A 13,252-nucleotide genomic window follows, 5' to 3' on the forward strand; every position below is an offset into this window, starting at 1 on the left:
CGCCATGACCGAACGTCAGAAGGACCGGCCGTGGCTCATGCGGACGTATGCGGGTCACTCGACCGCCGAGGCGTCCAACGAGCTCTACCGGCGCAACCTCGCCAAGGGCCAGACGGGTCTCTCGGTCGCCTTCGACCTGCCCACGCAGACCGGCTACGACCCCGACCATGTGCTCGCCCGCGGCGAGGTGGGCCGGGTCGGCGTGCCGGTCTCGCACCTCGGTGACATGCGGCGGCTGTTCCAGGACATCCCCCTGGAGCAGATGAACACCTCGATGACCATCAACGCCACGGCGATGTGGCTGCTGGCGCTCTACCAGGTGGTCGCCGAGGAACAGGGCGCCGACCCCGACAGGCTCCAGGGCACGACGCAGAACGACATCGTGAAGGAGTACCTGTCGCGGGGGACGCACGTCTTCCCGCCGGTCCCGTCGCTGCGGCTGACGACCGACATGATCACGTACACGGTCAACCGCATCCCGAAGTGGAACCCGATCAACATCTGCAGCTACCACCTGCAGGAGGCGGGGGCCACTCCGGTCCAGGAGATCGCGTACGCCATGTCGACGGCCATCGCGGTGCTCGACGCCGTGCGGGACTCGGGGCAGGTGCCCGAGGAGAAGTTCGGCGACGTCGTCGCGCGTATCTCCTTCTTCGTGAACGCCGGGGTCCGCTTCATCGAGGAGATGTGCAAGATGCGCGCCTTCGGCCGCATCTGGGACCAGGTGACGCGCGAGCGGTACGGCGTCACCGACCCCAGGCAGCGGCGCTTCCGCTACGGCGTGCAGGTCAACTCCCTGGGGCTGACCGAGGCCCAGCCGGAGAACAACGTCCAGCGCATCGTGCTGGAGATGCTGGCCGTCACCCTCTCCAAGGACGCCCGCGCCCGCGCCGTGCAACTGCCCGCCTGGAACGAGGCACTGGGGCTGCCGCGCCCGTGGGACCAGCAGTGGTCGCTGCGCATCCAGCAGGTGCTGGCGCACGAGAGCGACCTCCTGGAGTACGAGGACATCTTCGCCGGTTCGCATGTCATCGAGGCCAAGGTCGACTCCCTGGTCACCGATTCGCTGGCCGAGATCGACCGGATCGAGCAGATGGGCGGCGCGATGGCCGCCGTGGAGTCCGGCTATCTCAAGTCCGAGCTCGTCTCCTCTCACGCCGCACGGCGGGCCAGGATCGAGGGCGGCGAGGAGAAGATCGTCGGCGTCAACATCTACGAGACGACCGAGCCCAACCCGCTGACCGCCGACCTGGACGCGGCGATCATGACCGTGGATCCCGAGAACGAGGCCAGGGTCGTCGCCGCGCTGCACGAGTGGCGGGACAACCGCGACGAGGCACGCGCCACCGAGTCACTGGCGGCGCTGAAGAAGGCCGCGGCGGGCACCGCCAACATGATGGAGGCGACCGTCGAGTGCGCACGGGCGGGCGTCACCACGGGTGAGTGGGCCTGGGCCCTGCGCGATGTGTTCGGCGAGTTCCGGGCGCCGACGGGCGTCTCGTCCGCGCCGGTGGCGGTGGCCGCCGAGGCGGGGACCCCGCTCGCACTGGTCCGCGAGAAGGTCTCCCGCACCGCTGCCGACCTGGGCATCGGACGGCTGCGCCTGCTGGTGGGCAAACCCGGCCTCGACGGGCACTCCAACGGCGCCGAACAGATCGCCGTACGCGCCAGGGACGCCGGCTTCGAGGTGGTCTACCAGGGCATCAGGCTGACGCCCGAGCAGATCACCGACGCGGCGCTGGCCGAGGACGTGCACTGCGTCGGTCTGTCCATCCTGTCCGGCTCGCACGCCGAACTGGTGCCGGACGTGCTGCACCGGCTGCGTGAGGCCGGTGCGCCGGACATCCCCGTGATCGCGGGCGGCATCATCCCGCCGGCCGACGCGCACGCCCTCGTCGCGGCCGGCGTGGCCGCCGTCTTCACCCCGAAGGACTTCGGTATCACCGAGATCATCGGCCGTATCGTCGACGAGATCCGGAAAGCGAACAAGCTCGACCCTCTGGAGGTCCCCGCATGACTGCCCCTGTGAACCGTCTGCGACCGCGCCGCTCCTGCCTGGCGGTTCCCGGCTCGAACCCGCGGTTCCTGGAGAAGGCCCAGGGCCTGCCGGCCGACCAGGTCTTCCTGGACCTGGAGGACGCCTGCGCACCGCTCGCCAAGGAGGGGGCCCGGCACCACATCGTCGACGCCCTGAACAACGGTGACTGGACCGGCAAGACCCGTGTGGTGCGGGTCAACGACTGGACGACCCACTGGACCTACCGGGACGTCATCACGGTCGTCGAGGGCGCCGGCCCGAATCTCGACTGCATCATGCTCCCCAAGGTCCAGGACGCCCAGCAGGTCGTCGCGCTGGATCTGCTGCTGACCCAGGTCGAGAAGACGATGGGCTTCGAGGTCGGCCGCATCGGCATCGAGGCGCAGATCGAGAACGCCAAGGGCCTGGTGAACATCGACGACATCGGCGCCGCCTCACCGCGCCTGGAGACCCTGATCTTCGGCCCGGCCGACTTCATGGCCTCGATCAACATGAAGACCCTGGTCGTCGGCCAGCAGCCGCCCGGCTACCCGGCGGACGCGTACCACTACATCCTCATGCGCATCCTGATGGCCGCCCGTACGCACGACCTCCAGGCCATCGACGGCCCCTTCCTCCAGATCCGTGACGTGGACGCGTACCGCGAGGTCGCGGGCCGCGCCGCGGCCCTGGGCTTCGACGGCAAGTGGGTGCTGCACCCCGGTCAGGTCGACGCGGCGAACGAGGTGTTCTCGCCCTCGCAGGAGGACTACGACCACGCCGAGCTCATCCTCGACGCCTACGACTGGTGCACCTCCGAGGAGGGCGGCAAGAAGGGCTCGGCGATGCTCGGCGACGAGATGATCGACGAGGCCAGCCGCAAGATGGCCCTGGTCGTCGCGGGCAAGGGCCGCGCCGCCGGGATGCAGCGCACCTCCAAGTTCGAAGCCCCGGAGGCCTGACCATGCAGTTCGGACGCACATACGAGGAATTCGAGGTCGGTGCTGTCTACAAGCACTGGCCCGGAAAAACGGTCACCGAATACGACGACCACCTCTTCTGCCTGCTGACCATGAATCACCACCCACTGCACATGGACAGCAACTACGCCGAGCGGACGACCGATTTCGGCAAGAACGTCGTCGTCGGCAACTACATCTATTCGCTGCTGCTCGGCATGTCGGTGCCCGATGTCTCCGGAAAGGCCATCGCCAATCTGGAGGTGGAGTCGTTGAAGCATGTGGCACCGACCTTCCACGGTGACACCATTTACGGCGAGACCACCGTGCTCGACAAGACACCGTCGAGGTCCAAGAGCGACCGGGGCATCGTGTACGTCGAGACGAGGGGCTACAAGCAGGACTCCACGCTGGTCTGCGTGTTCCGCCGCAAGGTGATGGTCCCCACCGAGACGTACATCGAGGAGCGCGGCGGCGAGCAGCCCGGCCGCCCCGAGTTCGATCAGCCATCGAGCAAGAACGTGGAGAAGTAGCCATGAGCCGACTCGCACAGACCGCCGGTCTGACGGATGTCCAGCAGGAAATTCTCTCCACGGTGCGGGATTTCGTGGACAAGGAGATCATTCCTGTCGCGACCGAACTCGAGCACCGTGACGAATATCCGACGGACATCGTCGAAGGCCTCAAGGAACTCGGCCTGTTCGGGCTGATGATCCCGGAGGAGTACGGCGGCCTGGGCGAGTCGCTCCTCACGTACGCGCTGTGCGTCGAGGAGATCGCCCGTGGCTGGATGAGCGTGTCGGGCATCATCAACACGCACTTCATCGTGGCGTACATGCTCAAGCAGCACGGCACGCAGGAGCAGAAGGACACCTTCCTGCCCCGGATGGCGCTGGGCGAGGTGCGGGGCGCCTTCTCGATGTCCGAGCCGGCCCTGGGCTCCGACGTCTCCGCCATCTCGTCCAAGGGCGTCTGGGACGATGGGGGCACCTCCCGCTCGAGCGGAGCCGAGAGCGGGGGAGAGTACGTGCTCGACGGCCAGAAGATGTGGCTGACGAACGGCGGCTCGTCCACCCTGGTCGCCGTCCTCTGCCGGAGTGACGAAGGACACCCCGAGGGCACGGCGCCGCACAAGTCGATGACCACCTTCCTGGTCGAGAAGGAGGCCGGCTTCGGCGAGGTCCGCCCCGGTCTCACCATCCCGGGGAAGATCGACAAGATGGGCTACAAGGGTGTCGACACCACCGAGCTCATCATGGACGGACTACGCATTCCGGCCAATCGGGTGCTCGGCGGGACCACCGGCCGAGGTTTTTACCAAATGATGGACGGTGTCGAGGTAGGGCGGGTGAATGTTGCCGCGCGTGGCTGCGGAGTAGCACAACGTGCCTTCGAACTGGGCGTGTCGTACGCCCAGCAGCGCCAGACCTTCGGAAAACCGATCGCCCAGCACCAGGCGATCCAGTTCAAACTGGCCGAAATGGCCACCAAGGTCGAAGCCGCGCATGCGATGATGGTGAATGCGGCACGCAAAAAGGACTCCGGGGAGCGGAACGACCTGGAGGCCGGGATGGCGAAGTACCTCGCCTCCGAGTACTGCAAGGAAGTCGTCGAGGACGCTTTCCGTATCCACGGCGGTTACGGCTTCTCCAAGGAGTACGAGATCGAGCGCCTGTACCGCGAGGCGCCGATGCTGTTGATCGGTGAAGGTACCGCCGAGATCCAGAAAATGATCATCGGTCGCCGGCTGCTCGAGGAGTACCGGTTCCAGGGCTGAAATGTCTCTTTCGAGGTGATTTAGTGGCGAACAACGTCACACCCGATCAACCCCGTCCGGGGCCTTTCAGCTGTCCGACTCGGCTGCTGGCTTGCCCAGTTGCCGCTCGCACCCGATAGCATCGCGGGAAAGCCGCCGTCCCCCCGTTGCCAGCGCGGCATCATCCGCTACGAAGGTCATCCATGCCCGACAGCCAAATCTCTGCACCACGCGGCGGGGTCCGCCTTGCGCGCGGAGCATCGCCGTGGCTCCTCCCGACCGTCGCCACCGCCGCCCTCAGCCTTGCCCGGGCCCGTAAGTCCGGGCGCTGGGCGGCCGTGGCCGTGCCCACCACCGCGCTCGCGGCGGGCATGCTGTGGTTCTTCCGCGACCCCGAGCGCGAGATCACCCAGGGCCGCGTCATCTCGCCGGCCGACGGCGTGGTGCAGAGCATCATGCCGTGGAAGGACGGGCGCACCCGCGTCGCGATCTTCATGAGCCCGCTCAACGTCCACGTCAACCGGGCCCCGCTGGCCGGTTCCGTGACCTCGGTCGAGCACATCCCGGGCGGGTTCGTCCCGGCGTTCAACAAGGAGAGCGAGAACAACGAGCGCGTTGTCTGGCACTTCGACACCGAGCTCGGCGACATCGAGATGGTGCAGATCGCGGGAGCGGTCGCCCGTCGCATCGTCCCCTACATCCCGCAGGGCACGAAGGTGGAGCAGGGCGAACGCATCGGTCTGATCCGCTTCGGCTCGCGCGTGGACATCTACCTTCCGGAAGGTGTCGACGTGGCGGTCGAGGTCGGCCAGGCCACGACCGCGGGGGTGACTCGAATTGACCGTGATTGATCCTGATACCCAGGCGGGCTGGGTGCCCGAGGCGGAGGAGCAGGACGACGTCGAGGACATGCCGCTCTCGATGCGGCTCTCGATAGCGGACACGCTCACGCTCGGTAACGCCACGTGCGGTTTCATGGCGGTGTACTTCACCACTACGGGGATCCTCATCCCGCACCTCACGGGCAGCGACGAGTCGGGCATGGCGAGGCACTCCGCGGCGACCGCGGTGATCCTCATGCTCATGGCGGCCGTGTTCGACCTGTTCGACGGGCTCGTGGCCCGCAAGCTGCGCTCCTCCCCGATGGGTGCGGAGCTGGACAACCTCTCCGACCTGATCAGCTTCGGTCTCGCCCCGGCGTACTTCGTGCTGGTGTACGGGATGGTCGCGGACGACGCACACCAGCGGGTGTCGGCGCTCGCGGGGATCGTGGTGCTGCTGGCGGTGGTGCTGAGGCTTGCGCGGTTCTCGTGCGTGACCTTGAAGGACGGCATGTTCCAGGGCATGCCGAGCCCCTTCGGAGCGCTCACGGTCATCTCGATCGTGCTTCTCGAGCTGCCCTTCGTGCCGACGCTGCTCGCGATCATCGGGGTGGCGTGGCTGATGGTCAGCCGGGTCGAGTACCCGAAGCCGCGGGGTGTCCTCGCGGTGGCGATGCTCAGCTGGATCGTGGCCGCGATGGGGCTCCTCGCCGCCTGGGCGTTCGACGCCCCCGGTGGCCAGCTGCTCCTCCAGACCGGCTGCGCCCTCCAGGTCGTCCTGGGGGCGGTGATCCCGCTCTTCGCCACGGCACGGCGGGTGAACACCTTCCGCGACAACCGGCGCGAGGCGCGGACCGCGCAGCTCCCGTAGCCACGCGGAACACGCGACACGAACGCGGCACGAACGCGACAGCGCGAGGGCCCGGATGCTCCCCGGCATCCGGGCCCTCGTGCGTGCGGTGGCCGGGCACTGCCACGGGAGCGCACGCACCGCCCCCGGCAGCGGGTGCGCCGCCGCCCGGCGCGGGGGAGGCTGGAGAGCGTGCGGAACCCCGCGGCCCCCGTGGCCGCCACAGGCTCGGGCACGGAGCTGCTGGGCAGCGCCGTGACCCGGCTCGTGCGTGAGACCGGCGCGTCCGTGGCGATGCTGTACCTGCTCCCCCGGAACGACACCACGCTGCAGCTCGCCGTGCTCTCGGGTGTCCCAGGGCAGCTGGCCACCCCCTGGACCCGGGTGCCCCTCTCCGCCCCGATGCCGGTGGCCGACGCCGTACGCCTGGGGTGTCTGATCTGGCTCGGCAGCCAGGAGGAACTGGCGCGCCGCTACCCGCGCCCCGCGCTCGTCCTGCCGTACCGCTTCGCGCTGGGCGCCGCGCCCATCCGTGCGGGCGCCACCGACCGGGGCGGGCTCGTGCTGCTGTGGCCGGGCTCGCATCCCCCGCAGCTGACGGACGCGGAGCGTGAGGCGGTCGTCCGGGGCTGCCATGGCATCGGCATGCTCCTCCAGCAGTCGGAGAGCAGCGGCTACCCGATCCTGGCCGGCGCCCAGCCGCGGGTGCTGCCCCCGCCGGATCCGCCCACGCCGGGACCGGGCGAGGCCGTCGCCACGGCGGAGTTCGTGCGGCGGCTGCCCGGCGGGAGCTGCTCGCTGGCCATCGACGGCACCGTCACCTTCCTCAACGACGCCGCCGCCGACCTGCTCGGCGCCCCGGCCGACAAGGTGCTGGGCACCCTGCCCTGGGTGTCACTCCCCTGGCTGGACAACCCCGCCGTCGAGGACCACTACCGGGCGGCCGTCATCAGCCGCCAGCGGATCTCCTTCAACGTGCTCCGGCCACCGGACCACTGGCTCTCCTTCCATCTGTTCCCGAACGCCACCGGTATCAGCGTCCGGATCGTGCCCACGAAACGCCCGGGCCCGAAGGACGTCCCGGCACCCGCGCTGTCCGCCCATTCCCCCGTACCCGGCCGTGCCACGGCCCTGTACCACCTGATGCACCTGGCGGCGACGCTCACCGAGGCCGTCGGCACCCAGGACGTGATCGAGCTGACCGGCGACCAGCTGATGCCCGCGTTCCGGGTCCAGACCCTCGTCGTGATGACCGCGGTGGAGGGACGGCTGAGGGTCGAGGGCCGCCGGGGCACCAGGCCCTCGCTGATGGACCGCTTCGACGGCGCACCCCTGACCTCGCCCACGCCTGCGGCGCATGTGCTGATGACGGGCATCCCCGACTTCTACTCCAGCCTCACCGAGCTGCAGCGCGCCTACCCATCGGCGGGGCTGGACGCCGCGGTCGCCGCCTGCGCCTTCCTCCCGCTGGTCGTCTCCGGGCACCCCGTCGGCGCCCTGGCGCTCGCCTACGACCGGCCGCACACCTTCGACCTCGATGAACGCGCCCTGCTGACCTCCATCGCCGGCCTCCTCGCCCAGGCTCTGGACCGCGCCCGCCTCTACGACACCAAGGACCGGCTCGCACACAGCCTGCAGGCCCACCTCCTGCCCCACAGCCTGCCGCCGGTCGCCGGCCTGGACGTGGCGGCCCGCTATCTGCCCTCGACGCGGGGCATGGGGATCGGCGGGGACTTCTACGACCTGATCCGGCTCGACGACACGACGGCCGCCGCGACCATCGGCGACGTACAGGGCCACAACGAGAACGCCGCCGCGCTCATGGGCCAGGTCCGTACCGCCGTGCACGCCTCGGCAGGCGCGCCACCGGACGAGGTGCTGGCCCGCACCAACCGTCTGCTCACCGACCTCGACCCCGGCCTGTTCACCAGCTGCCTCTACGCGCATATCGACCTCGCCCGGCACACCGTCCGCCTGGCCACCGCCGGCCACCCCGCGCCCCTGCTGCGGCAGCCCGACGGACAGACGGAGGCCCTCGACCTGCCGCCCGGCCTCCTCCTCGGCATCGATCCCGCGTCCCGCTATCCGACGGTCGAGGTGCCGCTGCCGCCCGGCTCGGTGCTCGCCCTGTACACCGACGGGCTCATGGAGGCCCCGGGGGTGGACCTCGACGACGCCACCACCGAGTTCGCCTCGCACCTCGCTCTCGCCCTGGAGCAGGACATGGAATCGGTCGCCGACACGCTCGTCCGGTACGCGAAACGGGCCACACCCGGCACCGACGACATCGCCCTGCTGCTCCTGAACGCCCTGTCGCGGGAGGGCTGACAGAGGTCATGACCCGCCGACGAGGCCGTCCAGCGAGGGGGCGAGCACCGGGGCGAGCGCGGCCGCGTACGCCTCCGAGAGATGGCTCTCGTCGCGGTAGACCGCGGTGTCGCCGACGACCACGGGGCAGAGGCCGGTGCGGGGAGCGCAGAGCCAGGGTGTGGGGTCGATGACGGCGGTGCCCGTGGCGGACGCGGCGGCACGGACTGCGGCGCCGCGGCTCGCGTCGTGGACGGCTTCCGGCAGATGGTTCGCGCAGGCGCGCAGTTGCAGGGAGTTCCTGGCGGCGCAGTCGACCGGGTCGCCCTCGGGCCACGGGGTGTCGAGCAGGGTGGCGACCCGGCCGCCCGAGGAGCCCAGGTCGCGGAAGGTGTGCTCGAAGCCGGTGGTCCACTGACGCAGGGGGTCGGCGGCGGGGCGGTACGGGTCTCCGGCGTCCGACGAGGAGACGACGACCAGGTCGGGGTGGAGATCCTTGATCCGTGCCATGGCGCGGGAGCGCCAGGTGTCGCACGCGGTGTACGGCTCGTGGCCGCTGATGATCGTGACATCGGCGGCCTTGCAGGAGGCCTTCGTCAGCGAGACCAGCTTCCAGCCGCGTACGGTCGCGAGCCGTTGCAGCGCGGGGAACCACTGGGCCGCGTGGGAGTCGCCGAAGAGGACGACCGTACGGGAGGACGTACGGTCGCCGTAGACGCAGGGCCGGATGCCGGTGGCGGCGTAGTCGACGTGGCAGCCGTCCCGGTAGACCGCGGAGCGGGAGGACTTGACCTGGGTCAGGGGCGGGGTGAGGTTGCTCGGCAGGGCCGTGGGGGACGCGGCCAGGAGTGCGGCCAGGCGCGACTGCGGGGTGGGCGCGTCCTGGACGGCCCGCGTCAACGCGGGTGCGGGGCCGCCGACTTCGATCGTCGGCGGGACGGCTGCCGCCGTCAGGGACAGCGCCGTGGTGCCGGCCGACAGGGCGGCCCCGAGAACCAGGGCGCGGCGGGGGCGCGTGCGCAGGGCCCGCTGGAAGCGGACCGGGTTCTCGACGAGGCGCAGGGTCAGCCATGCCAGGCCGAGTGCCGCCGCCGAGAGCCCGAGCGCGAGGGGTACGCCGGCCGTGCCGTCGGCGCTGCCCAGTGCCGACGGCACGATGACCAGCAGCGGCCAGTGCCAGAGGTACCAGCCGTAGGAGAGCCCGCCGAGCCACACCAGCGGCCGCCGGCCGAGCAGCCACCCCGCGCCGTACGGGGCGCGGGCGCAGCCGCCCGCCAGGACGAGCGCGGCCCCGGCGACGGGCAGGAGGGCGTGGTGGCCGGGGAAGGGCGTCCCGTCGTCGTACCGGACCGCCGCCAGCGCGAGGCAGGCGAGACCGAGCCAGGACATCGTGGCCGCGAGGGCGGCCGGCAGGCGTTCCAGCCGGCGGGCGCCCAGCGCGAGGAACGCGCCTGCCCCCAGCTCCCAGGCGCGGGTGACGGAGCCGAAGTACGCCCAGGACGGCGAGGAGTGCGTCACGAGGACGCTGGCCGCGAACGACCCCAGGCACAGTGCCCCGAGGAGCACCGCGACCGGCCGGCGCCTGCCGCGGGCGATCCGCCAGGCCAGCAGCAGGAGCAGCGGCCACACCAGATAGAACTGCTCCTCCACGGCCAGCGACCAGAAGTGCTGAAACGGCGAGGGCGGGCTGTTCTGGGCCAGATAGTCCGTACCGGCCGCCGCCAGCCGGAGGTTGACCGTGTACAGGGCTCCGGCGAGGGCGTCGCCCGCGTACTCGGCGAGCCGCGCCTTCGACAGGAACAGCCATGTCCCGGCCAGTGTCACGGCGATGACCAGGGATGACGCGGGGAGCAGCCGGAGTATTCGGCGGGCGTAGAACGAACGGACCGACACCCTCCCGGTGGTGGCGAGTTCACGCAGCAGCAGCGAGGTGATGAGGAAGCCGGAGATCACGAAGAAGACGTCGACGCCGATGTAACCGCCGCCGACCTGGGACACTCCCGCGTGCGAGAGGACCACGAGACCGACGGCCACCGCGCGCAACCCCTGGATGTCGAGCCGTCCGGTGCGGGCTCCTGGTGGTGCGGATCCCTCGCGCGCCGGGGCGGTGCGTATCTCGGCGGGCGTGGTGCTGGGCATCAGATGGCTCCTCGGCTGACGGATCTGCTTCAGCCAAGAAGATCGGTCCGCCCGTCCCCCGGGTTGCGGTGTCGCCGCCCCGATCGGCCTCCCGGGCGAAGGTTCAGCCCCGTGAAACCGGCGGTTCATCCCCCTGCGGCCGCCCGGTGCCGGCCGGGCGCCCCGGTGCGGTGCGGTGGAAGCCCTGGGGTGCCGAGGCGGTGGGGTTCATCGGCACCCCAGGGGGTTCTGGAAAGGCCATGGGAGCGCTCCCATGCCCTCGTCATATAAAGCCAGTAGAGAGGAACACCTGTCAATGGGCATGACAAGCTTCACCACTTGAAGACGCCGCCCGGCTCCGGACGCGTCGCACCCCCGCGCACACGCTCGGAATTCCCGCAGCTCAGTCATGAATTTGAGCGATACACTCAATATCTTACGCAGCACCGTGGACTTCTTTACGTGAGTGCTCCTAGCCTGTGGGCGTCCGAAGAGCCCCCACGAGCCGCAAGGACGCCCACACGTGACCCCACCCCGTATCGGACCCCGTTCGCTCGGACGCTCCCTGTCCGCCTCACTCGCCCTCGCACTGGCCGCCACAGCGACAGTGGTACTGGCCGGCGCCTCCCCGGCCACGGCCGCCGCGGTCCCCGCTCCGTCGCCCGTCGGGATTTCCGGCCGGGGCGCCACCGTCCCGTTCGAGGAGCAGGAGGCCGAGTACGCCGCCACCAACGGCACCCTGATCGGCCCCGACCGCCTCTACGGCTCCCTGCCGTCCGAGGCCTCGGGGCGGCAGGCCGTCACCCTCGACGCCACCGGTGAGTACGTCGAGTTCACCCTCACGGCCGCCGCGAACGCCATGACCTTCCGCTACTCGCTCCCGGACGACGCGGCCGGGGCCGGCCTGGACGCCTCGCTCGACCTGCGGGTCGACGGCGAATCGCTCAAGAGCGTGCCGGTGACGTCGAAGTACGGCTGGTTCTACGGGGGTTACCCGTTCAACAACAATCCGGGAGACACCGACCCGCACCACTTCTACGACGAGACACGGACCATGTTCGGGTCCACCCTGGCCGCCGGTACGAAGGTCAGGCTCCAGGTGACCTCCACCGACGAGTCACCCTCGTTCACCATCGACCTGGCGGACTTCGAGCAGGTCGCCGCGCCCGTCGACAAGCCGTCCGGGGCGCTGGACGTGGTGGACGACTTCGGCGCGGACCCGACGGGCGGGGCCGACTCCACCGAGGAGATCCAGGCCGCGGTCGACGCGGGCAGCGCCCAGGGCAAGGAGGTGTACATCCCGCAGGGCACGTTCCAGGTCACCGACCACATCGTCGTCGACCAGGTGACCCTGCGCGGCGCCGGTCCCTGGTACAGCGTGCTGACGGGGCGACACCCGACGGACCGCAGCAAGGCGGTCGGGGTCTACGGGAAGTACGCGGACGACGGCGGCAGCAGCGATGTCACCCTCAAGGACTTCGCCATCATCGGCGACATCCGCGAGCGGGTGGACGAGGACCAGGTCAACGCCATCGGCGGCGCCATGTCCCACTCGGTGGTGGACAACGTCTGGATGCAGCACACCAAGTGCGGTGCCTGGATGGACGGTCCGATGGACGACTTCACGGTCAGGAACAGCCGGATCCTCGACCAGACCGCCGACGGGGTGAACTTCCACTACGGCGTCACGAACTCCACGGTGACCAACACCTTCGTCCGCAACACCGGCGACGACGGGCTGGCCATGTGGGCGGAGAACGTCCCGAACGTGAACAACGAGTTCACCTTCAACACCGTGATCCTGCCGGTACTCGCCAACAACATCGTCACGTACGGCGGCAAGGACATCACGATCTCCGACAACGTCATGGCGGACACCGTCACCAACGGCGGCGGACTGCACATCGCCAACCGCTATCCGGGTGTCAACTCCGGTCAGGGTACGGCGGTTTCGGGCACGCACACCGCCGCCCGCAACACCCTGATCAGGACCGGGAACAACGACTTCAACTGGCAGTTCGGCGTCGGTGCGATCTGGTTCAGCGGACTCAACGAACCGATCAGCGGCGCGACCATCAACATCAGCGACAGCGAGATCCTGGACAGCTCCTACGCCGCGATCCATCTGATCGAGGGCTCCAGCGAAGGGCTGCACTTCGACCACATCAGGATCGACGGGGCCGGTACGTACGCCTTGCAGATCCAGGCGCCGGGCGCCGCCACGTTCGACGACGTCGTCGCCACGAACATCGCGCAGTCCAACCCGATCCACAACTGTGTCGGCAGTGGCTTCGAGATCACCCAGGGCTCGGGCAACTCGGGCTGGTACGCGGACCCGCCCGCCTGCACCGGTGTCTGGCCGGACCCGGTGTGGACCAACGGCGGGGTCCCCGGAGGGACGGCGGCCCCGTAGACACGCACCTG

General features: G+C 69.7%; 9 protein-coding genes. 8 read left to right on the forward strand and 1 reads right to left on the reverse strand.

What is annotated here, in order from left to right; translation table 11 throughout:
• Nucleotides 1–4 precede the first annotated feature (4 nt).
• The 7 genes from OG623_RS04610 to OG623_RS04640 all read left to right on the forward strand — a co-directional run bounded on the left by OG623_RS04610 (nt 5) and on the right by OG623_RS04640 (nt 8,731).
• Nucleotides 5–2,017, forward strand: a complete 2,013-nt coding sequence (locus OG623_RS04610; RefSeq protein WP_406144509.1) for a protein meaA — start codon at nt 5–7, stop codon at nt 2,015–2,017.
• Nucleotides 2,014–2,979, forward strand: coding sequence for an HpcH/HpaI aldolase/citrate lyase family protein (locus OG623_RS04615; RefSeq protein ID WP_406144511.1), 966 nt, complete (start codon nt 2,014–2,016; stop codon nt 2,977–2,979). Before OG623_RS04610 ends, OG623_RS04615 begins: the two co-directional genes overlap by 4 nt.
• 2 nt (nt 2,980–2,981) lie before the next feature.
• Entirely contained in the window at nt 2,982–3,509 is a 528-nt protein-coding gene (locus OG623_RS04620; protein WP_406144513.1) for a MaoC family dehydratase, read from the forward strand.
• 2 nt (nt 3,510–3,511) lie between these two features.
• The gene (locus OG623_RS04625) at nt 3,512–4,753 is read left to right on the forward strand and encodes an acyl-CoA dehydrogenase family protein (protein ID WP_406144515.1); all 1,242 of its coding nucleotides are present in this window, start codon (nt 3,512–3,514) and stop codon (nt 4,751–4,753) included.
• A 182-nt stretch (nt 4,754–4,935) separates the two neighbouring features.
• A complete protein-coding gene (locus OG623_RS04630) occupies nt 4,936–5,583 on the forward strand; it encodes a phosphatidylserine decarboxylase (protein WP_362890768.1) in 648 nt (215 codons plus the stop codon).
• Nucleotides 5,584–5,605: 22 nt separating this feature from the next.
• Nucleotides 5,606–6,424: a CDP-diacylglycerol--serine O-phosphatidyltransferase gene (gene pssA, locus OG623_RS04635; protein WP_362890839.1), complete on the forward strand. Its 819-nt coding sequence runs from the start codon at nt 5,606–5,608 to the stop codon at nt 6,422–6,424.
• Nucleotides 6,425–6,595: 171 nt separating this feature from the next.
• Nucleotides 6,596–8,731 carry a SpoIIE family protein phosphatase gene (locus OG623_RS04640; protein WP_406144516.1) on the forward strand — a complete coding sequence of 712 codons (2,136 nt, stop codon included), beginning with the start codon at nt 6,596–6,598 and terminating at the stop codon, nt 8,729–8,731.
• 6 nt (nt 8,732–8,737) lie between these two features.
• On the opposite strand, the gene OG623_RS04645 is transcribed toward OG623_RS04640, so the two are convergent.
• Entirely contained in the window at nt 8,738–10,849 is a 2,112-nt protein-coding gene (locus OG623_RS04645; protein WP_406144517.1) for an acyltransferase family protein, read from the reverse strand.
• Nucleotides 10,850–11,351: 502 nt separating this feature from the next.
• Here OG623_RS04645 and OG623_RS04650 point away from each other — a divergent pair.
• On the forward strand, nt 11,352–13,241 hold the full coding sequence (locus tag OG623_RS04650; RefSeq protein ID WP_406144519.1) for a glycosyl hydrolase family 28-related protein: 1,890 nt from the start codon (nt 11,352–11,354) through the stop codon (nt 13,239–13,241).
• The last annotated feature ends 11 nt before the right edge of the window (nt 13,242–13,252 follow it).

This window comes from Streptomyces sp. NBC_01012, assembly GCF_045162755.1.
Taxonomy (GTDB): domain Bacteria; phylum Actinomycetota; class Actinomycetes; order Streptomycetales; family Streptomycetaceae; genus Streptomyces.

Bases quoted from the DNA above. Each gene is read 5' to 3' on its own strand.
- OG623_RS04610 (WP_406144509.1), top strand. From the start codon at position 5: ATGACCGAACGTCAGAAGGACCGGCCGTGGCTCATGCGGACGTATGCG.
- OG623_RS04615 (WP_406144511.1), top strand. From the start codon at position 2,014: ATGACTGCCCCTGTGAACCGTCTGCGACCGCGCCGCTCCTGCCTGGCG.
- OG623_RS04620 (WP_406144513.1), top strand. From the start codon at position 2,982: ATGCAGTTCGGACGCACATACGAGGAATTCGAGGTCGGTGCTGTCTAC.
- OG623_RS04625 (WP_406144515.1), top strand. From the start codon at position 3,512: ATGAGCCGACTCGCACAGACCGCCGGTCTGACGGATGTCCAGCAGGAA.
- OG623_RS04630 (WP_362890768.1), top strand. From the start codon at position 4,936: ATGCCCGACAGCCAAATCTCTGCACCACGCGGCGGGGTCCGCCTTGCG.
- OG623_RS04645 (WP_406144517.1), bottom strand. From the start codon at position 10,849: ATGCCCAGCACCACGCCCGCCGAGATACGCACCGCCCCGGCGCGCGAG.